Source organism: Pseudomonas sp. R9.37 (assembly GCF_963878885.1).
Classification (GTDB): Bacteria; Pseudomonadota; Gammaproteobacteria; order Pseudomonadales; family Pseudomonadaceae; genus Aquipseudomonas.
Map to the genome: position 1 here is coordinate 15078 of NZ_CAWNZA010000015.1, position 19968 is coordinate 35045.

Here is a 19968-nt window from a genome sequence, read left to right on the forward strand (position 1 = left end):
ACATGTGGGAGCGGGCTTGCTCGCGAAAGCGGTGTGTCAGGCAACACTTCTTTCTCTGAACCACCGCTTTCGCGAGCAAGCCCGCTCCCACACAAGCCCGCTTCCACATTGGATCTCCAGTGGAGAGCCAATGTGGGTTGAAGCCTTACTGCATATTGATGATGACTTCTTCCTGCCATTTTTGCGGCAGTGCCTTGGAGGTCTTCTCCCAAGCGTCGGCATCCTTGATCGGCGTGACTTTCTTGTATTGCTCGTTCGGCAGCAGCTTGGCCTGCACGTCAGCCGGCAAGGTCAAGTGCTCGGCACGGATCGGACGGGCGTTGCCGCGCGCCAGGTTGGTCTGGCCGGCGTCGCTGAAGATGTACTCACGGGTCAGCTTGGCGGCGTTCGGGTGCTTGGCGTATTTGTTGATGATGGTGGTGTAGCCGGAAATCACCGAGCCGTCCGATGGGATCAGCACCACGTAGTCATCCGGGTTGGCCATCTTGGCTTTGTAGCTCAGGCCGTTGAAGTCCCAGACCACGCCCACTTCGACTTCGCCTTTTTCCATGGTGGCGATGGTCGGGTTGGCCAGCGACAGGCGGCCTTGCTTGGCGATGTCGGCGAACATCAGCAGCGCAGGCTGGATGTTCTTCTCGTCGCCACCGTTGGCCAGGGCTGCCGCGAGCACGCCGTTGGCGGCCTGGGCGGCGGTGCTCACGTCACCGATGGAAACTTTGTATTTGCCGGTTTTCAAGTCAGCCCAGCTTGTTGGGGCTTCGGAGCCGTGCAGCAGCTTTTTATTGACGATAAAGGCGATGGTGCCGGTGTAGGCCAGGGCCCAGTTGCCATCTTTATCTTTTGCCCAGTCCGGCACTTGCGCCCAGGTGCTCGGCTTGTACGGTTGGGCCACGCCCTGTTTCACCGCGATCGGGCCGAAGGCGGCGCCGACGTCACCGATATCGGCGCTGGCGTTGTCTTTCTCGGCGGCGAACTTGGCGATTTCCTGGGCCGAGCTCATGTCGGTGTCGATGTGCTTGAGGCCGTAGGTCTTGGCCAGGTCTTCCCAGGTGCCTTTCCAGTTGGCCCAGTCATCGGGCATGCCGACGCTGTTGACGGCGCCTTCGGCTTTCGCGGCGGCTTCCAGAGTCTTTAGATCGGTATCAGCAGCCATGGCGGCGGTGCACATGGCAATGGTCGAGCCTAACAGTGATGCCAGGAAAAGCTTTTTCATCCGAAGCTCCTTTGGGCGTTTTCAACGCGGCGTTTTTATGAACGTTTGCGGTGGTGTTGGTCTAGGTCAGAGCAATACCTGAGCCAATCTAGGCTCGGTGCATGACAGTTTCATGTCGATGTCGTTTTTTAATCGCTTTTGTCGCGCAGTGCAGGCTTAGCGTAGACCATGCCCAAGTGCCCGCAGGCCCTGGACTTGGCCGATGTATTGCAGGGTGTGGTGCAGGGCGTGGACAGGGACTGTCATCTGTCGGTCATCTGTAATGCCTAGGCTGGCACGCAGTAGCAAAAGCCCATTTACGGAGCGGTTTGTGCACCTGAACGGTGCTGGTCTAGTCCAGATAGGTAACGTTGATGCGTGATGAGGCAATCAAGGCGGTGACATCCATCGGCCTGGCGCTGCAAGAGCAGATCGACCACGGCCTGTTGCCGCCCGCGAGTAAATTGCCCGCCGAGCGCAAGCTCAGCGAGTTGTTCGGTACCACTCGCATTACCGTGCGGGAAGCCTTGTTACAGCTGGAAGCCCAAGGCCAGATTTACCGTGAGGAGCGCCGTGGCTGGTTCGTTTCGCCGCCGCGGCTGGCCTACAACCTGATGCAACGCAGCCACTTTCACGCGATGGTTGGGGATCAGGGCCGGGTGGCGTCCACCGAAGTGATTTCTGCGCGGCTGCAACCGGCGTCGGCAGCAGTGTGCGCGTGGTTGCAGTTGCCGGCGCTGTCGAGTGTGATCCAGATCTGCCGAGGCCGGCGGATTGATGGGCGCCTGGTGTTGTATGTGGAGCACTACCTGAACCCGCAGTACTTTCCGGGGATTCTGGGGTGTGATCTGAATCAGTCGATGACCGAACTGTATGCGCGCAAGTACGACCTGCACTATGGCCGTGTGCGCTTTGAAATCGTGCCGACGTCACTGCCGGTGGAGGCCGCCGCCGCGTTGCGCGTGTCGGTGGGCAGCCCGGGGTTGCGCATTGCCCGGGTCAACTATGACCAGCACCAGCGGTTGATCGACTGCGACCTGGAGTTCTGGCGCCATGATGCGATTCACGTCGGCGTGGATGTGGTGTGACATTCGGGTGCTGGGCTGGCCGACAGTCAGCGGATGCACCGCGAGCTTAATGGGGGAGCTGGGTTGCCTGCGATGCAGGCGCCTCGGTACATCAGGCAAATAACATTGATGCTATCGCAGGCAAGCCAGCTCCCACACTTGAACCGAGATCGACTTGAAGAATCGCTCGCCTATGGCATCAGTGTCTTGATCACCTGATCCACGTTACCTTCCAACTCCGCCACCGGGTCCGCACCGTCGACGTTCAACACCAATAGCTGCGCACCGGATGCCGTCACTGCTGCTTTCACTGCTTCGCTCGGTTGACGATGGTGCAGCACCACGGCCACGTCGCTGTCCTTCAAGCGGGCGGTTAACCCCTGCAGCGCTTCGGGCGTCCAGTCGGCGTCCGGCCGTGCATCGGTGCTGACCACTTCCAGGTTCAGACTGCTGACCAGGTACGCAAAGTGATCGCTCAGGCTGACCACGCTCAGGTTATCGGCCTGCGCCAGGCGCGCTTCGCTGTCGGCGTTGAGTTTGAGCAGGCGTTGCTTGAGGGCGGCGAGGTTGGCATCAATCGTCGGTTTGGCATTCGGCGCCAGCCGGCTCAGGTCGGCGGCCATCACATCGGCCATGCGCCCCATGTTGTTGCTTGACTGCCAGGGCTGGCTGTTCAGCCCGTCGGTGCTGCCTGGTTGCACGGCAATGCCCGGCAGGCCGCCGTCCACCGGGCGCGCAGCGTCGATTTCGACGATGCGGATATTGCTGCGCCGCGCCACCGGATACAGCGGGTCATCCGGCCACAACGAGCGCAGGCCGATGGCGGCGTCGGCGTCCGACGCGAGGGTATTCAGTGTCTGCGCGCCACGGCCGGTGAAGTAGGACACCTGCCGAGAACCTGGCAGGTTGGCAGGGGCGGCGCGTTCAAGCTTCACGTCGGTGCCTTTTAACAGTACCTCGGCCAAGCCGTAAGTGATGGGCAACGAGGCCACGACTTTGACCGACTTCTTTGCTTTGGTCAGCGCGGCATGGCCGAGACCTTGGTTGACTTTGAAGTCGTTGGGATTAAAACCATCGACGGCGGCCAGCGCCGAAGTGCTGACCAAACAAGCGATGGCCAAGGCCAGTGGGCGAAAACAAGGGCGCATTATCCAAGATTCCCTTTGAGGCTGGGCACGGTGCCGCGCGCGATGGCGGCGAAGGCGAAAGCGATACCGGCAACCAGAATGATCGCGGCGCCGGACGGAATAGGCAGGTCGAAGATGATCGGCAGCAGGATGCCGCACAGCGTGCTCACGGTGGCGATCACTACCGACACCCAGAAAAAACCTTTGAGCGACTGGCTCAGCAGGCGCGCCGCCGCGGCTGGAATCACCAGCAGGGCGCCCACCAGGATCGCGCCGATGACCTTGACCGCCGCCACGGTGATCAACGTCACCAGAATCACGAACAGGTAGTCCAGGGTCTTCACCGCCACACCGCGCACGGCGGCCAGTTGCGGGTTGAAACTGGCCAGCATGATGCGGTTGTACAGCGGCAACGCCAGCGCCATCACCAGCGAGCCGACCACGGCCAGCACCAGCAAATCATTGCCGTTGACCGTCAGCACCGAACCAAACAGCACGTTTTCCAGAATGTGCACGTTGATCTTGCCCGCCAGAATCAGCAACAGGCTCGCGCCCAACGCCAGCGACACGGAGAGGAACACGCCGATCAAAGTGTCCGGCGCCAGGCCGGTGCGGTTGCGCAGGTAATTGAGCAGGATGCCGAACAGCAGGCAGTAGCCGAACAGTGCACCATAGGGCCCGGTATAGGGTTCACCTAACAGAATGCCCACGGCCACGCCGGTCAGCGCGGCATGCCCGACCGCTTCGGAGAAAAACGCGAAGCGCTTGACCACCACGAGTGTGCCCAGGCCGCCCAGTACCGGGCCGATCAGCAAACCGGCGAGCAAGGCATTGACCACAAACCCATAGGCCAGCGCTTCCGGCAGATAGCCGGAAGAGGCCCAGCCCTGGACCATCAGACGAAACGCTTCATAACTCATGGTGCCGGGCTCCGGGGGTGAGTGGAGAACAGGGTCAGCAGGCGGTCCGGGGTCAGCGCTTCTTTTGGCGTGGCGTCGAACAGCACACGACGGTTGAGGCCGGTGACGCGGTCGGCCAGGCGGCCCACAGCTTCAAGGTCGTGCTCGATCCACAGCACGGTGATCCCGGCCAGGCGCCAGTCATTCAGCAGGCGTTCAAAGACCTGGATGCCGGCTTCATCGAGCGCCGACATCGGTTCATCCAGCACCAGCAGGTGCGGAGCCGGAATCAGGCCCTGGGCCAGCAATACGCGCTGACGCTCACCGCCCGACAGCGCGCCCATGCGGCGTTTACGTTTGTCCTGCATGCCCACCCGTTCGAGCGCCTCGCCGATTGCCCCGGCGTAGTGCCTGGACAGGCCGAGAAACGCCGGGCGCCGTTGACACATGGCGGCCATGAAGTCGTCGACGGTCATCGGCAAGCCACGGTCAAACTCCAACGCTTGCGGTACATAGCCGATGGTGCCGGGCGTGGCCTGCCAGTGCAGGCGCAAGTGGCCCTGGTGCGGCATTTGCCCCAACAGGGTCTTGATCAGCGAGCTTTTACCGCCGCCGTTGGGGCCCACCAATGCATGGATGCTGCCCGGCTCTACCTGGAAGCTCACACCGTCAAGAATGGTGGTGCGGCCCAGGGTCAGCGACACCGTGTCGAACTCGATTGTCGGACCAATGCTGGCCACCTTCAGTTGTTCCGCCGCCGTCATGCCCCGGACTCCTGAATCGCCCGCACCACGGTGTTGAGGTTGCCGGTCATTTCCACTTCGTACTTCTCAGGGGTGTATTCGCCGTAGGAGATATGCGACAGCGGGTACAGCTTCACGCCGGATTCACGCTGGATGGTCTCGACGTAGGTGGACGGGAAATCCATCTCCGAAAAGATCACCTTCACGTCCAGGGCACGCAGTTCGTCGATGGTCTTCTTCAACTGGCTCGGGCTGGGTTCGATGCCGTGGGCAGGCTCGACCACCGCCGTGACTTCCAGGCCGAACTCACGCAGCAGGTAGTCGTAGGCCGCATGCACGGTGGCCACGCGCAGGTCGGAGTTGGGCGCGCTGGTCAGCTTGGCCAGCGCGTCGGCGCGCATCTGGCGCAGGCGCTTGCCGTACGCACGGGCGTTCTGGGTGTAGGTCTTGGCGTTGTCCGGGTCGAGTTTGCCCAGCTCGCGGGCGATGTTGTTGACCTGGGCAATCGAGGCGCTGATCGACAGGAAGGTGTGCGGGTTGACCACCTTGCCTGCACCGCGCGCGGCATTGCCGGTGGCGGCCAGCAGCGGCACGTTGGCGTTGGCCTCGATCACCGGGATGTCCGGGCGCTCGCTGGTGGCGATCATGCGGTCGGCGAAATCGTCATGGCCGACGCCGTTGAGCACGATCACGTCGAGGGTGCCGATGCGCTTGATGTCTTCGGCGCGCGGCTCGTAGGCGTGTGGGTTGAAACCGGCCGGGATCAACGGCACCACCTCGGCCTTGTCGCCGACGATGTTGGTGACGTAGCTGTAATAAGGGTGCAGCGTAATGCCGATGCGCAGGCGTTTGGCCGCCTCGGCGTTGGCCAAAGGCGCCAGCAACACACTGAACAGACTGATCAGCAACAGGCGCAGCAGGGGAGATGAAATGGACATGGGCACTCGGTCTTCTCGGGTCAGTGACGGTGCTGGCGCGTGACGCCGGCATCGAATTGCGCGACCACCTGTTGCCAGCCGGCCGCGATCAGCGCCTGGTCAGTGAGGTCGGAAGGGGCGGCGAGATTGGCCTGGCGGTTCAGCCAGATATCCGGCTCGGCGCCGTGCACGCGCATCAGCAGCGAGCCGCTGGTGCTGGGCGTCTGGCTCACGCCCAAGTAGGCCGAAGGCTCCAGCATTTGCCAGCGATGGTCGCCACGGCTGACCGAACTGGCGTCCTGGGCAAACGGCGCAAACCCTTCTTCGGCCAATTGTTCAGGCGTCGGCAGGGCGCTTTGCTCCTGTTGCAGCAGCTGGATCTCATCCAGAGTCACCCGCAGGTCGGCGTAGATGCCTTGCTCGGAGGCACTGAGGTCGCGGCGTGCATCCAGCTGGTGGCTGGGCAGCGCTGCAACTTCCTGGGTTTCACCGTGCAGGGCGATCACCGAGCCGGCCACCGCCAGGATGATCAGGCACAGCAATAGCACGTAGAGGGTTTCGTGGCCGGCGCCGGCGGGGCGTACAACTTGTGTGGTGCTCATTGAGGCTGGATATCCGCTTGGTCGATTTCCACCACGTGACCGGGGCCTGCGTCAAACAGCACATAGAACTCGGCGGCGGGCTTCTTGAAGGTCAGGGTCGAGTCCTGGCCAAGCTTGCCGGGCAGCAGGATGGTTTCGTCGTAGCCGATCACGTCCAGGGTCACGCCCGGGGCGCCGCTGCCGTCGGAGAAACCGCCGGTGCACTGGATCTGCTCGCCGGGGATTTCCTTGCATTCGCACATCGGGTTGTGGGCGAGGGCGGTGGTACTGAAACCGGCGCAGAGCAACAGTGCTGCACCGGCGCGGGTCAGGCGCGTCAACGTCATGGTTTAACTCCTTGCTTGTTCAGCCAGGCAATGGTGGCAGGCGAAGCCTGGCTCAGCGGGATGGAACCCTGGTGCATCGTGCCGTCCCAGCCTTCCATGGTGATCCACAGTTCGGCGTCGGCCGGCGTGCGTTCCGGCACCGGCAGGGCGGCGCCCATGCGGTACGGCGTGCCGAAGAAGATCACTCCGGCGGCGCGCAGGCTGCGGGGCTTGCCGATACGCAAGTAGGTGGCCTTGACCTGCTCGGCGCAGGTGTCGCACAGGGCAGCGTTGAAGAATTTCATCGGGCCGGCCGGGTCCGGACGCGGGCCTTCATTGCGGAATTCGGCGAGTTTCAGGCTCCAGGGCCCGACCTGCACGTCACCGACCACTCGCTCACCAATGCCGGTATCGCCGCGAAACAACGCGGCATCGGCAAAGTACTTGGGCATGAACCCCAGCGGCACCAGCAACAGCAGGATGTTGATATGGAACCGCCATTTCAGCCAAAAGGCGCGCAGCGGCGAAGGCGGTGTTGCACTGACCTTGCTCATTATTTGGCCTCCGAGGTTTCAGCCTGCAGGGCGGGAGCGGCAGCAGGCGCACGTTGGTTCTTGGCTTCGCGCTTGAGGGCATTGAGGGTGGCCAGCGCGGTGCGCTTGGTCCAGATCAGCAGGCCGCTCAACACCATCATGCTCAGCACCAGGCCGAAGAACGCCCAGATCAGCTTGATCCACAGCCCGCCAAAGTCGCCGGTGTGCAGCGGGCGCATGGATTCGGTGACGAACTCCAGCGTCGAGCGATCGGAGAGCAGGTGCGACACCGCGATTTCACCGCTGTAGGGGTTGAGTTGAGCGGTCTGGAACATCAACGGGTACCAGCCGCGCCCGCCGATTTGCAGGTGGCTGTAGGCGTTGAGCGGCAGGAACACGAATGTGGCGTCCAGCCCTGGAATGCGTTGGGTGGCGATTTCGATGGCTTCGTCCAGCGCGATCCTCGGTGCCGGCACGCCGGGCGCAGACATCGGCACTTTCTCGCGAGCAATCACTGGGACGATCGGTTCGCTGGAGATGGAAATCTGGTTGTCCCCCAAAATCGCCTGGATCAAGAACCAGGTGCCGGTGATGGAAATCACCGCGATAAACCAGATCGACCAGATACCACTCAGGCGGTGGAAGTCGCCCCAGAAAATTCGCGCGCCGTGGCGGATGCGCAGGGTAGGGCGCAGAAACCCTTTCCAGAAGCGTTTGTAGACGACCAGCCCGGTGACCAGCGACGCCAGCAATGGCAGGCCGAGCGCCGAAACCAGGTACCAGCCCCAGCTGAAGCCGTTGGTGAACGGCACCAGCCACCAGCCATGCAGCGCGCGGGTAAATTGCTTGAAATCGAACGACGGGCTGATGCCCTGGATCGCCCCGGTGTACGGGTTGACGTAAACCTCCACGGAACGCCCGTCCGGGTAGCTGAGGTCGACACTCAGCGCAAAGTGCGTTTCGTCCGGGCGGATGATCGATTGCACGATCACCTGCGGTTCTTCGCGCTTGATGGCAGCAATCACCTGGTCAAAGCTCAGCATGTGGGCATCATCCGACGGCTTGCTCGCGCGGATATCCGGGTTGGCCAGCCAGACGATTTCCTGGCTGACCACCGCCAGGGTGCCGGTGACGCAGACGATCAGTACAAAAAACCAGATGGGCAATGCCAGCCAGCTGTGTACGAGAAACCAGAGTTTTGAGCGTGACTTCTTCGACATGTGAATGCGGGTCTTGATCGGAGGAGGGCGGAGGAGGCCCGGAAAAGGCCGGTCGTAGCTTTTGCTGACGCGACGGGCTGTATCTAAGTTAAGACGGATGAGGTTTGGAAATCCCTAACCCGGATATGAAAGAAAATGTTTCAGGTTTCCATTCAAGGCGCTGGCAGGCCTTCATCGAACACGAAACATGTTCCAAGCCATCACCCGGTCGCCATTGATAGGGCCCAAGGGCTGCGTAGGATGGATTTATACCGTTGAGCCCGCCTCAAGAAACGTGAGCCCTAAGAAAAATGACCGCCAGAACCCTCTACGACAAACACATCGATTCCCACACGGTGTGCCCCCTGGATGACCAGGGCCATGTCCTGCTTTATATAGACCGCCAGGTGATCAACGAATACACCAGCCCCCAGGCCTTCAGCGGCCTGCGCGACGCCGGCCGCGGGGTGTGGCGCCCCGGCACGGCGCTGGCGGTGGTCGACCATGTAAACCCCACCACGCCCAAGCGCATCGCGGCGATGCCCGACGCAGGCGGGGCGCGGCAAGTCTCGTACCTGGCAGAAAACTGCCGCGATTTCGGCATCGAGCTGCTGGATATCCTCGACAAACGCCAAGGCATCGAGCATGTGATCGCCCCGGAGCAGGGCTTTATCCTGCCGGGCATGGTGATCGCCGCCGGCGACAGCCACACCACCACCTACGGCGCCCTCGGCGCATTCGGGTTTGGCATCGGCACTTCGGAAATCGAGCACCTGCTGGCCTCGCAGACGCTGGTCTACAAACGCCTGAAAAGCATGCGCGTGACGGTTGAAGGCGACCTGGCGCCAGGCCTCACGTCCAAGGACGTCATCATGGCCTTGATCGGCAAGATCGGTGCCTCCGGAGCCACCGGCTACGCCATCGAATTTCGCGGTTCCACCATCGACGCGTTGAGCGTCGAGGCACGCATGACCATCTGCAACATGGCGGTCGAAGCCGGTGCGCGCGGCGCCTTCATGGCGCCGGACGAAAAAGTCTTCAGCTACCTCAAGGGCAAGCCCCGCGCGCCGAAGGGCGAGTTATGGGAGCAGGCCGTGGTGGACTGGCGCCAATTGCATTCGGACGCCGACGCCGTGTTCGACCAGGAGGTGTACCTGGATGCCACCACCCTGGAACCCATGGTCACCTGGGGCACCAGCCCCGACCAGGCTGCCCCCATTGGCGCCCGCGTGCCCGACCCGCAGGACGTCAGCGACCTGATCCTGCGCCAGGACATGCGCCGTGCCCTCAACTACATGGGCCTGGAAGCCGGCATGCCGCTGAGCGACATCGTCATCAGCCATGCGTTTATCGGCTCCTGCACCAATGCCCGCATCGAAGACCTGCGCGACGCCGCCAGCGTGGTGCGCGGCAAACACGTGGCCGAGCACGTACGGGCGATGATCGTGCCCGGCTCCACCGAGGTGCGCGACCAGGCCGAGGCCGAAGGGTTGGCGGCGATCTTTATCGACGCCGGCTTCGAGTGGCGCCAGTCCGGCTGCTCGATGTGCCTGGCGATGAACGACGATGTGCTGGCCCCCGGCGACCGCTGTGCGTCCAGCACCAATCGCAACTTTGAAGGCCGCCAGGGCGCCGGCGCACGCACGCACCTGATGAGCCCGGCAATGGTCGCCGCTGCCGCGATCACCGGCCGCCTCACTGATATTCGCCACTTTGGAGACCGTGCATGAGCCTGCAACCTTTTACTGTGGTCACCGGCAAGGCCGCGCCGATGCTGGCCGCCAATATCGACACCGACGTGATCATGCCCAAGCAGTTTCTCAAAGGCATCGACCGCAGCGGCCTGGACCGGGGGCTGTTCTTCGATCTGCGCTTTCTGGCGTCCGGCGAGCCCAACCCCGCGTTCGTGTTGAACCAGCCGGGCTGGCAGGGCGCACGCTTCATGGTCGTCGGGCCCAACTTTGGCTGCGGTTCCAGCCGCGAGCACGCGGTGTGGGGCTTGAAACAAATGGGCATTCGCGCGCTGATCGGCAGCAGTTTTGCCGGGATCTTTTATGACAACTGCCAGCGCAACGGGGTGTTGCTCATCACCCTGGACGACGCGCAGGTGCACACACTCGGACAGGCTGTCAGCCAGGCGGACCAGGCGCAGATCAGTGTCGACCTGGAGGCTCAGCAAATTTGTCTGGCGGATGGCCGGGTCATTGCGTTTCAGATCGACACCTTGCGCAAGACCGCGTTGCTGCTGGGCCTGGATGCGATTGGCAGCACGTTGCAGCGCAGTGAGCAAATCAAAGCATTTGAACGCGAACATTTGGCTGCCAACCCTTGGCTCAGTTGATAAACACGTAGTTATATAAGTAGCCAACACAGCGCCCTCTTTTAATTAAGAGGGCGTTTTTGTGTGCTATTTACTTTTCAAATAACAGCCATTAAATGCCGGCTTCGCCCGCCATTACAGGCGGTGTGGCCAGTTGAAAGAGTAATCCCGGAAAAACCACAAGGGTATTGGGTTGACACCCCGCAGACCATCGGCTTAAGTGGGGGCTGGCTTGGAAGTCAGCACATTATAAGAAAGGGAAGTTAATACTATGGCCGTTGAGTGAGTGGTTATGTCTCCTGGGTGTCGGTGATCACGTTAATAACCTGATTGCACGCGCTCGCCTGTAAACAGTTGTCTTTGTTGCAGATAGTAATGTTGTTCCGGTCCGGGACGGCAAGTACTTATTTGCCCATAACATAAGTTAAAACACAGAGAGTACCTACTCATGTCGATTTTTGATCAAGCCACCCATCGCTCGGTGCAATGGCAAGATTGGCGCTGGCAGCAAAAGCACGCCCTGCGCGATGAACCGGCCTTGCGCATTGCCTGCGGGGGATGGAGTGAGGAAATAACGGCGCATATCGAGCACAACTTGCAAGACCGCAAGATGCAGATCACGCCTTATTACATTGATCTGATCAAGCGCTCACTCACCAGCGGCCCGATTACCGACCATCCGCTGTGGCGCCAGGTGGTGCCGTACTGGAGCGAGCAGGTGGCGGGCGATTACGACGGAACGTCGGAGAACTGGGAACTCGGGCATGAGATGAAAACGCCCATTTGCCAGCACAAGTACGACAACCGCGTGATCCTGCGCATGACCAACACCTGCAATGCCTATTGCCAATTTTGCTTTGAGGCACTGCGCACCTTGCAGGTCGGCACGGAGAAGGCCAACGCCAGCACCGACTCGTTCAAGGATTCGGTGGCGTACATCCGCGGCAACCCGGCCATTGAAGAAGTGATCCTCAGCGGCGGTGACCCGTTGATGCTGGCTGACCGCAAGCTCGAAGAAAACCTCGCGGCGTTGCGTTCGATCCGCGACGACCTGCTGATTCGAATCCATTCACGGGCGTTGAGTTTCAACCCGTTCCGGGTAACCGATGAATTGGTGGCCATGCTCGAGAAGTACAACGTCAACGCATTTGGGGTGCATGTTTGCCACCCGCTTGAACTGACGGCTGATTTTGCGGCGGCGGTTAAACGTATTCAGCGTGCCGTGCCGATCGTGTTCTCCAACATGCCATTGTTGCGCGGCGTGAATGATGATGAAGCCACCTTGCATACACTCTTTATTAATCTTTATCGTCTGGGCGTAAAACCGTATTACTTGTATCACTTCATGCCGTTTTCGCCGGGGGCGTCCGAATATAAAGCCTCGATCAGCCAGGCGATCGCTATTATGGATCGTCTCAAACGGCGCGTGTCGAACATTGCCCTGCCCGAATATGTACTGCCGCACGCACAAGGCAAGTTTACGGTGCCGTTGCTGGACTTTGAAAAGCCTGAAGACTTGCCACATTTTGAAGTGCACGAGGGGCAGCGCCATTATCGTTTTCGTAATTGGGAAGGGCACTGGTGCAGTTGGCAGGATGCCTGAATTAACTCATGGAAGAGGCAATGATGGTCATGAAGCAAGAGGCGGTTCTTTTTATTGATGTCGATGACAGTGCCTCGGTGCGTTACAACTACCGCGAGCCGCACTTTGCGGTCGCCCGCGCACAAGGCCTGGCCTGTCTAACCGCCGGGGTCGCGGGGCGTCATCACCTGCAGCGACTGCGCGACGACAGTGATGAAGTGTTTCTGCTCGAGGCATTAAGCGAACAGTCGATTCTGGACCTGGTGGGCCGGCTGGACGGGCGTTACCTGATTCGCGCGATTTTCTGCCAGGCCGGGCACCCGTCTGCATTGGGCGAAGTGGGTTGCATCGTTGCAAACACCTGCAAGCGCCTGGGGCTGGTGTACAGCTGTGCGCAGGCGATTGCCGCGTGCAATAACAAGTACCTGATGCGCAGCGTGCTGCAAAAGCACGGGCTGCGCTCGGTGCCGTTTGCACTGTGCAATAACGAGCAGGAGCTTCAGGCAGGTGCCGAGCGGGTGGGCTATCCGCTCATTGCCAAACCGCCTTTTGGCGGTGCGTCGGCCTTTATCAAGAAGTGCTCCAACTGGGCGCAGTTGCGCAGCCATTACGCGCAGTTCGTGAGCGGCCACGGCGCGGCGGCTTACGCGGATTTCTACGGTTGCGCGCACCGTTTGCCGGCAGTCGACGGTCAGGCGCGCGAGTACCTTCCGGGGCGTAGCATCCTGCTGGAAGGCTATATCCCGGGCATTGAAGGCAGCGTGGAATGCGTGGTTGTCGGCGAGCGCATCCACGCGCTGCTGATCAACGAGAAACTCATGCTGACCGAGCGCAGCGGCACCGTGCTGGAGAACCTGCTGATTTCTCCGCCTACCTCTTTCACGGCCGAGCAGTGCGAGCAGATCCGCACGTACGCCACGGCATGCCTGCGCGCGGTCGGGCTGACCAGCGCGGTGGTGCATTTCGAATTTCGCATGACCGATCAAGGCCCCGTGGTCATTGAGATCAACCCGCGCGTGGGCGGGCTGTATGTCAACGCGGCGTTCCGAGACCTGGCCGCGATCAATCCCTACCAGCTGTATATGTCGCTGCTGCTGGGCGAGCCGGGGGTTAACGCGCAACTGGAGGCCGGCGCGCACAAGGTCGCCAACGGCAGCCAGCACTACGCGATGCTGGCGATTTACCCGGAGCACAGTGGCCGCTTCAAGGGGATTGAGGGCGTGCAGTTTCTCGATCACCACGCCGCCGTGCTGGAGTACGCGCAACTGGACGCCGGCCACTGCCTCGACGCCGATATCGAGGAGCACTATTTGCTCAAGTGCTGGGCCAAGGTCGACGATGCCGCCGACGCTTACGCCTTGCATGACGCGATCAGGCACAACCTGCACGTGATCATCGAGAATAAGGTTTAGCGCTATGGACATCCCAAAGATCTCTGCGCATTTGCGCGACCATCACTACTGCCACCGTCGAGACTACGGCGCGTTGATCGGCGTTGAGCCCGGGCAAGAGCAGAGCTTTCGAGCCTACTGGGCCAATCTGGTGCGGGACGAGGCATTCAAGGCATACACCCACCGCGAGCGCCGCATCCTGCGCTATCGTCTATTGCCTTCGCGGCAGTTGCAGCTTGACCGCAACACCGCGTTCACGTCGCCGGTCACCTACGCCGTCAATTATCGGCAGGGCGTGAACCATTTGAGCTATTGCGAGGACGGCTTTATCGAGCACCCGCTGATGCAGAAGTTGTTGGCCACCGACCTTGCGGTGATTGCTCCGCACCTGGGGGAGCAGGCTTATACGATCGATATCCACCAGTTCCGCGTTTGCGCGGATGGGCAATCGAGCAGTCCGACCACCTCGGGAATTCACCAGGATGGCCTGGACTGGGTGTTCATGCACTTCATTGGCCAGAGCAACACGGTGCCGGTGGTTTCGGAAGTATTTACCTCGCCGGCCGAGCAAAGCCGAGTGTTTAACCTGGCGATGGAGGCGTTTCTGGAAACCATCGTGATCAACGACCGTGGGCTCTACCATCGCGCCAGCGATGTGCGGCCCCATGCCGATGCGGCGCCGGCCTGGCGCGACGTGCTGCTGGTGAGCCTGCGCGGCGTGCCGACTGACGAAGAGGCGCAACCTGCATGAGCCATGATCCACAGCTGACCCTGTCGACGCGCAATGCCCGCTTGATCATCTTTGCCCGCGGCGTGTCGGATTTTGGCGCGTTCCTCAACCTGGTGGCGCTGTCCACCTACGTTTACTGGCTCAGCCAGAGCGTGGTGTTTGTCAGTGTGTTTCTGGCGTGCCGCGTCACCGGCGGGATTGTCGCCAGCCTGTTCGGCATTCCGTTTTTTCGGCGTTTTCCCGGGCGCAGCACACTGGCCGGGCTGGACCTGGCCAGGGCATTGCTGCTGTTGCCGCTGTTGGTGCTGATACCGGCGCATCAGCTCAACGTGCTGCCCTTTATCGCGTTTGGCATTGGCTTGTGCAACTCGCTGTTTGCCATTGGCCTGAACAGCCAGCTGCCCACCTGGGTCGCGCTTGAGCAGCGGGTGAGCACCAATGCGTGGATCACGTCGGCGGCGGCGACCGGTGCGGTGTTCGGCAGCCTGCTCTCCGGTTTGTTGATTGCCACGGGCGGATTCGAGGCGGTGTTTGCCGTCAACATTGGCACCTACGTTTTGGCGGCCTGCCTGATCCTGCCGTTGCGCGCGTTGTTCTCGATCGCCGTTGCCGTGCACCGCGGGCTCGCGGCTGAATGGCGCGAGCTGACCCAAGGCCTGCGCGGCGCACCCGTGCTGGCGGCGATGTTGTTGATCAGCATGCTCGACACCCTCGGCAGCGCCGCGCATAACGTCGGCTGGCCGGTGTTGTCGCAGTACATTTCGCCGGACACCGCCAAAACCGTCATGGGCTATCTGCTGGCGGTGTGGGCGTGCGGCAAGTTTGTCGGAGCGCGCATTGCCAGTGCGCTGTTGAAGGGCCGCGGCACTCAGGCCATGGAGCGCCTGTTCATGCTGGGCGTGGCGCTGATGTCCAGTGGCTTTATCCTGACCTTCCAGCAAACCGAGCTGTGGCTGGCGCTGCTGCTGGTGGTGTGGGCCGGGCTGGGCGATGGTGTGTCCGAGGTGGCGTTGGTCTCACGCGCGCAAAGCGAGCCCGATAGCCTGCGCTTGCCGCTGTTCAGCCTGTTGACCCTGATCCAGATGGCCGGCTTCGGTGTGGGCATGCTGGTGGTAGGGCCGTTCTACCTGACGTGGACGCCGGCCCAGGTGATTGTGTTGTTCCATGGTCTGCCGCTGACCGCGTTGCTGGTCATGACGGTGTGGCTGGGTTACAGCGCCCACCGGAGCGTCAGATCGACAAGCCCTTGAAGTGCTCCTGCAAAAACTCCACGCAGGCTCTTAATTTCCCGGAGTAGGCCAACCGTGTCGGGTATACCGCCCACACGTTGGCACTCTGGGTGCAGTCGTGCAGCACCTGCACCAGTTTGCCTTGTTCCAGCAGTGGCTTCACATCCCACATCGAGCGCAGCAATACGCCGCGCCCATCCAGCGCCCATTGCAACACGATCTCGCCGTTGTTGGAGGACAGCGGTCCGCGTACGCGCACGCTTTCAGGGGCGCCATCGCGCTCCAGGTTCCAGATGCCGAAGGCGTTGTCGCGCTCCTTGAGCACCAGGCAGTCGTGCTGCTCCAGGTCACTCAATTGCTGCGGTGTGCCGCGCCGCTTGAGGTAGGACGGCGCGGCGCACAGCACCCGGCGATTGCTCACCAGGCGTCGGCCGATATGCTGGCCGGGGATGTCATCGCCTACGCGAATTTCCAGGTCAAAGCCCTCGCTGACGATATCCACCACGCGGTCAAACAGGTCCAGGCGAATTTCCAGGTCCGGGTATTGCTCGGCCAACAAGGACAGGGCCGGCGCCACATGGTTACGACCAAAACCGAAGCTGCTGCACAGGTGCAGGTGGCCACGCGGGCTGTCGTGGGCGTCAGACAGCTCATCGGCCAGTTGCTGAAAATCTTCGAGGATGCGCACGGCCCAGCGCTGCACCCGCTCACCGTCTTCGGTCAAGGCGATGCGGCGGCTGGTACGGTGCAGCAGGCGCGTGGCCAAAGTGGTTTCGAGGATCTGGATGCGCTTGCTGACATACGCAGGCGACAGCCCCAGTTCATCGGCGGCGGCGGCAAAGCCAGCCTTGCGGATCACGGTCAGGAACACCCGCAGGTCTTCGGGTAGGGGCACGGTATCTTTCTTATGGGTCATCAGAAACAGACGTGGCGGCATGAGCCGCCAGAATAGCACCGGATCGGCGCGCCTTCCGGCACGCCCGGGCGTTATTGCTTATTCGGCAGCGATCTTCGCCTGTGCCGCCTGGGCCGCCCGCGCATGGCGGCCGCGCTTGAGGGCGATGGGCGCCATTTTCTCGCGATCCAGCTCACCTTCCCACGCCGCCACCACCAGGGCTGCGACGGCGTTGCCGATGATATTGGTCAGCGAGCGGCATTCAGCCATGAAGCGGTCAACGCCCAGGATCAACACCATCGCCGCCACCGGCACCGTTGGCACCACCGCCAGGCTGGCGGCCAATGCCACGAAGCCGGCGCCGACCACTGCACCGGCGCCCTTGGAGGTGAGCATGGCCACCGCCAGCAAGGTCAGTTGTTGTTCCAGCGGCAGGTGTGTATTGGTCGCCTGGGCCAGGAACAGCACGGCCAGGGTCATATAGATGTTGGTGCCGTCGAGGTTGAAGGTGTAGCCGGTAGGCACCACGATGCCCACCACACCTTTGGAGGCACCCAGGCTTTCAAGTTTCTGGATCAGTTGCGGCAGCGCCGATTCCGAGGAGCTGGTGCCGAGTACGATCAACAGCTCCGACTTGATATAGCCCATCAGTTTGAAAATGCTGAAACCGGCGTAACGCGCGATGCTGCCCAGCACCACTGCGACAAAGAAGAACGCGGTGAGGTAGAAGGTGCCGACCAGCTTCAGCAGCGGCAGCAGCGAGCCCACGCCGTACTTGCCGATGGTAAAGGCAATGGCGCCGAAGGCGCCGATCGGGGCGACGCGGCTGATCATGCCGACGATGCGGAAAAACACCTCGCTGGCCTGGTTGATCATGCTCACCAGCGGCCGTGCCTTTTCGCCGACCATTACCAGGCCCAGGCCGAACAATACGGAAATAAACAGTACCGGCAGGATCTCGCCCTTGGCGAAAGCGTCGAAAAACGTGCCCGGGATAACATTCAGCAGAAAGCCGGTGACGCCTTCACTGTGCTGCGCCTGGCCGACGAAACCGGCGATGGCCGAACTGTCCAGGGTCTTCACATCGATGTTGAAGCCCACGCCGGGGTGCAGCAGGTGTGCAGAGAGAATGCCGATCAGCAAGGCAATGCTGGAGACGATTTCGAAGTACAACAGCGCCTTGCCGCCGACCCGACCGACCTGTTTCACATCGTGCATGCTGGTGATGCCGGAGACCACCGTGCAGAAGATGATCGGGCCGATGATCATCTTGATCAGCTTGATAAACCCGTCGCCCAAGGGCTTGAGGTCGATGCCGACTTGCGGCCATTGATGGCCGATCAACACACCCAGCGCGATAGCGATGAGCACCTGCACATACAGGGTTCCCAGCAGTTTTTTGAGTGTCATTGTTATTATCTCAATCGTTTTTTGGGCAAGCAGAACCCGTCGCAGGCCATCAGCAGCCTGCGAGGCGGGTCTTTCAGGTCACGGGGTTACAGCATTCAGCGCAGAAAGGTCAGGACTTCACCCAGCAACAGCTCAGGCACTTCTTCGGCAATGTAATGGCCGGCCGGCAGGGCCTTGCCACGCACGTCGGTGGCGACTTTCTGCCATTCCTTGAGCGGCTCGAAACAGCGGCCGACGGTGCCTTCGGCGCCCCACATCACCAGCAACGGCAGGTTCATGTGGTGGCCAGCGTCGATATCCGCCTGGTCGTGTTCAAGATCGATGCCGGCGGCGGCACGGTAGTCTTCGCAGATGCCGCGAGCGGTGCCCGGCAGCTGCAGGCAGCGCAGGTATTCGGCGAAGGCCTCATCGGTAAACGGCTTGAGCCCGGCACTGCGGCTGCCCATCACGCTGCGCAGGTACAGCTCGGGGTTGCTCTCGATCAGCGCTTCCGGCAACGGCGCCGGGCGGATCAGGAAGAACCAGTGCCAGTAGGCGCGGGCGAAGGCTTCGTCGGTCTGGGCGTACATCGACAGGGTGGGTGCGATGTCCAGCAGCACCATGCGCTGCACGGCGTCGGGATGGTCCAGTGCCAGGCGATGCGCGACGCGGGCGCCTCGGTCGTGGGCGAGTACCGAGAACTGCTCGAAGCCCAGGGCCTGCATCAGTTCGACGCCGTCGCGGGCCATTTCGCGTTTCGAATAGTTGGCGTGCAGGCCATCAGCCAGCGGCTTGCTGCTGTCGCCATAACCGCGCAGGTCGGCCGCCACCACGGTGAAATGCTCGGCCAGTTGTTCGGCGACTTTGTGCCAGATGACGTGGGTTTGCGGGTGCCCGTGCAGCAGGAGCAGACCGGGACCTGTACCGCCTTTGCGGTAGCTGATGTCCACGCCATTGACGTGGCACTGGTCTTTTTGGAATCCGGCGAACATGGAATGACTCCTTGTGATGATTGCCTGCATCCTGGAATCACGCGGCGTGCGGGGCAAGGGGGAAAGCGTGGAGGGGGTGTTCATGAAGTGTGTAGGAGCCTCAACCTTTCAAACACTGAGCACTGCTGTGGGCGCTGGCTTGCCTGCGATGGCATCGCCGCGGTCTTGCTGGCTTACCGAGGTGCCTGCATCGCAGGCAAGCCAGCGCCCACATGGGATATGTATTGATGTTGAGATTTCAACCTTGCTTGAACATCGCCATCGCCCGCTCCCGGATCTGCGTTTCGGTCAGGTTTTCCTTGCGCGTAGCCAAAAACCACAGGTGCCCGAACGGATCTTTCACGCTCGCCGAGCGGTCGCCATAGAACTGGTCCTTGGGCTCGGACACCACGCTGGCACCGGCCGCCACGGCTTGTTCGAATTGCGCATCCACGTCGTTCACGTACAGGTGCAGACCGACACTAGTGTGCTCAGCCGGGTTACGCAGGGCCATGTCTGCGCAGGGCGAGCCGAGCATGAGCGCCGAATCGCCAATGCGCAGCTCGGCGTGGCCGACTTTGCCGTCGGGCATGTCCAGGCGCATGACCTGGGTGGCGCCGAAGGCTTTCTTATAAAACTCGATGGCTTCGCTCGCGTTGTCGATGCCCATATAGGGCGTGACGCTGTGATAACCCTCTGGGATAGGTTTAACGCTCATATCGTTCTCCTTGGTGGTGGTTGTGGAGGCAGGCTTTTTCACTATAGGCCACGTATCGCGCGGCCTGCAGCTAGCCGACGAGTGTTGGCCCGGCAACAGTGAACAGGCAGATTGCTGCGCTGCAAGCGGCTCCGGGCCTCGCTGCCGTGGGCAAACCCC

The 19968-nt window shown here is 61.6% G+C and carries 20 protein-coding genes; 7 read left to right on the forward strand and 13 right to left on the reverse strand.

Translation table 11 applies throughout. The annotated features are described in order from the left end of the window. Positions 1-145 precede the first annotated feature (145 nt). A complete protein-coding gene (locus AACU78_RS11205) occupies positions 146-1213 on the reverse strand; it encodes an ABC transporter substrate-binding protein (RefSeq protein ID WP_106580571.1) in 1068 nt (355 codons plus the stop codon). 353 nt (positions 1214-1566) lie between these two features. Here AACU78_RS11205 and AACU78_RS11210 point away from each other — a divergent pair, with 353 nt between their 5' ends. Beyond that, positions 1567-2280: a UTRA domain-containing protein gene (locus AACU78_RS11210; RefSeq protein WP_106580572.1), complete on the forward strand. Its 714-nt coding sequence runs from the start codon at positions 1567-1569 to the stop codon at positions 2278-2280. 170 nt (positions 2281-2450) lie between these two features. On the opposite strand, the gene AACU78_RS11215 is transcribed toward AACU78_RS11210, so the two are convergent. From AACU78_RS11215 to AACU78_RS11250, 8 genes are read right to left on the reverse strand one after another with little or no spacing between them, the layout of a single operon-like run. After that, a complete protein-coding gene (locus tag AACU78_RS11215; protein ID WP_106580573.1) occupies positions 2451-3407 on the reverse strand; it encodes a metal ABC transporter substrate-binding protein in 957 nt (318 codons plus the stop codon). Next, entirely contained in the window at positions 3407-4306 is a 900-nt protein-coding gene (locus tag AACU78_RS11220) for a metal ABC transporter permease (RefSeq protein WP_106580574.1), read from the reverse strand. Before AACU78_RS11220 ends, AACU78_RS11215 begins: the two co-directional genes overlap by 1 nt. Next, positions 4303-5049, reverse strand: coding sequence for a metal ABC transporter ATP-binding protein (locus AACU78_RS11225; RefSeq protein WP_106580575.1), 747 nt, complete (start codon positions 5047-5049; stop codon positions 4303-4305). The genes AACU78_RS11220 and AACU78_RS11225 overlap by 4 nt, the downstream gene beginning before the upstream one ends. Beyond that, positions 5046-5966 (reverse strand): metal ABC transporter substrate-binding protein, encoded by a 921-nt coding sequence (locus AACU78_RS11230; RefSeq protein ID WP_106580576.1) that lies wholly within the window; start codon positions 5964-5966, stop codon positions 5046-5048. The genes AACU78_RS11225 and AACU78_RS11230 overlap by 4 nt, the downstream gene beginning before the upstream one ends. Positions 5967-5986: 20 nt before the next feature. After that, positions 5987-6547, reverse strand: a complete 561-nt coding sequence (locus AACU78_RS11235; protein WP_106580577.1) for a DUF6162 family protein — start codon at positions 6545-6547, stop codon at positions 5987-5989. Beyond that, the gene (locus AACU78_RS11240; protein WP_106580578.1) at positions 6544-6873 is read right to left on the reverse strand and encodes a hypothetical protein; all 330 of its coding nucleotides are present in this window, start codon (positions 6871-6873) and stop codon (positions 6544-6546) included. Before AACU78_RS11240 ends, AACU78_RS11235 begins: the two co-directional genes overlap by 4 nt. After that, positions 6870-7406: a thiamine pyrophosphate-binding protein gene (locus AACU78_RS11245; protein ID WP_106580579.1), complete on the reverse strand. Its 537-nt coding sequence runs from the start codon at positions 7404-7406 to the stop codon at positions 6870-6872. Before AACU78_RS11245 ends, AACU78_RS11240 begins: the two co-directional genes overlap by 4 nt. After that, entirely contained in the window at positions 7406-8605 is a 1200-nt protein-coding gene (locus tag AACU78_RS11250) for a PepSY-associated TM helix domain-containing protein (RefSeq protein WP_106580580.1), read from the reverse strand. The genes AACU78_RS11245 and AACU78_RS11250 overlap by 1 nt, the downstream gene beginning before the upstream one ends. A gap of 290 nt (positions 8606-8895) precedes the next feature. On the opposite strand from AACU78_RS11250, the gene leuC reads away from it, so the two are divergent. The 6 genes from leuC to AACU78_RS11280 all read left to right on the forward strand — a co-directional run bounded on the left by leuC (position 8896) and on the right by AACU78_RS11280 (position 15857). Further along, the gene (gene leuC / locus AACU78_RS11255; protein ID WP_106580581.1) at positions 8896-10314 is read left to right on the forward strand and encodes a 3-isopropylmalate dehydratase large subunit; all 1419 of its coding nucleotides are present in this window, start codon (positions 8896-8898) and stop codon (positions 10312-10314) included. Further along, a complete protein-coding gene (gene leuD, locus AACU78_RS11260; RefSeq protein ID WP_106580582.1) occupies positions 10311-10925 on the forward strand; it encodes a 3-isopropylmalate dehydratase small subunit in 615 nt (204 codons plus the stop codon). The genes leuC and leuD overlap by 4 nt, the downstream gene beginning before the upstream one ends. Before the next feature lie 427 nt (positions 10926-11352). Continuing rightward, entirely contained in the window at positions 11353-12507 is a 1155-nt protein-coding gene (locus AACU78_RS11265) for a KamA family radical SAM protein (protein WP_106580583.1), read from the forward strand. 20 nt (positions 12508-12527) lie between these two features. Then, positions 12528-13898, forward strand: a complete 1371-nt coding sequence (locus tag AACU78_RS11270) for an ATP-grasp domain-containing protein (RefSeq protein ID WP_256587074.1) — start codon at positions 12528-12530, stop codon at positions 13896-13898. Between the two features lie 4 nt (positions 13899-13902). Further along, on the forward strand, positions 13903-14628 hold the full coding sequence (locus AACU78_RS11275; protein ID WP_106580584.1) for a 2OG-Fe dioxygenase family protein: 726 nt from the start codon (positions 13903-13905) through the stop codon (positions 14626-14628). Further along, a complete protein-coding gene (locus AACU78_RS11280) occupies positions 14625-15857 on the forward strand; it encodes an MFS transporter (protein ID WP_106580585.1) in 1233 nt (410 codons plus the stop codon). Before AACU78_RS11275 ends, AACU78_RS11280 begins: the two co-directional genes overlap by 4 nt. Here the strand turns inward: AACU78_RS11280 and AACU78_RS11285 are convergent. The 4 genes from AACU78_RS11285 to AACU78_RS11300 form a co-directional block, all read right to left on the reverse strand. Further along, positions 15838-16752, reverse strand: a complete 915-nt coding sequence (locus AACU78_RS11285) for a LysR substrate-binding domain-containing protein (RefSeq protein WP_200625112.1) — start codon at positions 16750-16752, stop codon at positions 15838-15840. The two genes, AACU78_RS11280 and AACU78_RS11285, sit on opposite strands and share 20 nt — an antisense overlap. 78 nt (positions 16753-16830) lie before the next feature. Then, positions 16831-18141, reverse strand: coding sequence for a dicarboxylate/amino acid:cation symporter (locus tag AACU78_RS11290; RefSeq protein WP_106580587.1), 1311 nt, complete (start codon positions 18139-18141; stop codon positions 16831-16833). A 95-nt stretch (positions 18142-18236) separates the two neighbouring features. Beyond that, positions 18237-19112: an alpha/beta fold hydrolase gene (locus AACU78_RS11295; protein ID WP_106580588.1), complete on the reverse strand. Its 876-nt coding sequence runs from the start codon at positions 19110-19112 to the stop codon at positions 18237-18239. Between the two features lie 238 nt (positions 19113-19350). Then, entirely contained in the window at positions 19351-19809 is a 459-nt protein-coding gene (locus tag AACU78_RS11300; protein ID WP_106580589.1) for a VOC family protein, read from the reverse strand. Between the last annotated feature and the right edge of the window lie 159 nt (positions 19810-19968).

Excerpts from the sequence above, each read along its gene's own strand:
- AACU78_RS11265 (WP_106580583.1), top strand. The coding sequence starts at position 11,353 with ATGTCGATTTTTGATCAAGCCACCCATCGCTCGGTGCAATGGCAAGAT.
- AACU78_RS11290 (WP_106580587.1), bottom strand. The coding sequence starts at position 18,141 with ATGACACTCAAAAAACTGCTGGGAACCCTGTATGTGCAGGTGCTCATC.
- leuC (WP_106580581.1), top strand. The coding sequence starts at position 8,896 with ATGACCGCCAGAACCCTCTACGACAAACACATCGATTCCCACACGGTG.
- AACU78_RS11205 (WP_106580571.1), bottom strand. The coding sequence starts at position 1,213 with ATGAAAAAGCTTTTCCTGGCATCACTGTTAGGCTCGACCATTGCCATG.
- AACU78_RS11280 (WP_106580585.1), top strand. The coding sequence starts at position 14,625 with ATGAGCCATGATCCACAGCTGACCCTGTCGACGCGCAATGCCCGCTTG.
- AACU78_RS11210 (WP_106580572.1), top strand. The coding sequence starts at position 1,567 with ATGCGTGATGAGGCAATCAAGGCGGTGACATCCATCGGCCTGGCGCTG.
- AACU78_RS11275 (WP_106580584.1), top strand. The coding sequence starts at position 13,903 with ATGGACATCCCAAAGATCTCTGCGCATTTGCGCGACCATCACTACTGC.
- AACU78_RS11235 (WP_106580577.1), bottom strand. The coding sequence starts at position 6,547 with ATGAGCACCACACAAGTTGTACGCCCCGCCGGCGCCGGCCACGAAACC.
- AACU78_RS11295 (WP_106580588.1), bottom strand. The coding sequence starts at position 19,112 with ATGTTCGCCGGATTCCAAAAAGACCAGTGCCACGTCAATGGCGTGGAC.
- leuD (WP_106580582.1), top strand. The coding sequence starts at position 10,311 with ATGAGCCTGCAACCTTTTACTGTGGTCACCGGCAAGGCCGCGCCGATG.
- AACU78_RS11250 (WP_106580580.1), bottom strand. The coding sequence starts at position 8,605 with ATGTCGAAGAAGTCACGCTCAAAACTCTGGTTTCTCGTACACAGCTGG.
- AACU78_RS11245 (WP_106580579.1), bottom strand. The coding sequence starts at position 7,406 with ATGAGCAAGGTCAGTGCAACACCGCCTTCGCCGCTGCGCGCCTTTTGG.
- AACU78_RS11285 (WP_200625112.1), bottom strand. The coding sequence starts at position 16,752 with ATGACCCATAAGAAAGATACCGTGCCCCTACCCGAAGACCTGCGGGTG.
- AACU78_RS11215 (WP_106580573.1), bottom strand. The coding sequence starts at position 3,407 with ATGCGCCCTTGTTTTCGCCCACTGGCCTTGGCCATCGCTTGTTTGGTC.
- AACU78_RS11240 (WP_106580578.1), bottom strand. The coding sequence starts at position 6,873 with ATGACGTTGACGCGCCTGACCCGCGCCGGTGCAGCACTGTTGCTCTGC.
- AACU78_RS11225 (WP_106580575.1), bottom strand. The coding sequence starts at position 5,049 with ATGACGGCGGCGGAACAACTGAAGGTGGCCAGCATTGGTCCGACAATC.
- AACU78_RS11220 (WP_106580574.1), bottom strand. The coding sequence starts at position 4,306 with ATGAGTTATGAAGCGTTTCGTCTGATGGTCCAGGGCTGGGCCTCTTCC.
- AACU78_RS11270 (WP_256587074.1), top strand. The coding sequence starts at position 12,528 with ATGATGGTCATGAAGCAAGAGGCGGTTCTTTTTATTGATGTCGATGAC.
- AACU78_RS11230 (WP_106580576.1), bottom strand. The coding sequence starts at position 5,966 with ATGTCCATTTCATCTCCCCTGCTGCGCCTGTTGCTGATCAGTCTGTTC.
- AACU78_RS11300 (WP_106580589.1), bottom strand. The coding sequence starts at position 19,809 with ATGAGCGTTAAACCTATCCCAGAGGGTTATCACAGCGTCACGCCCTAT.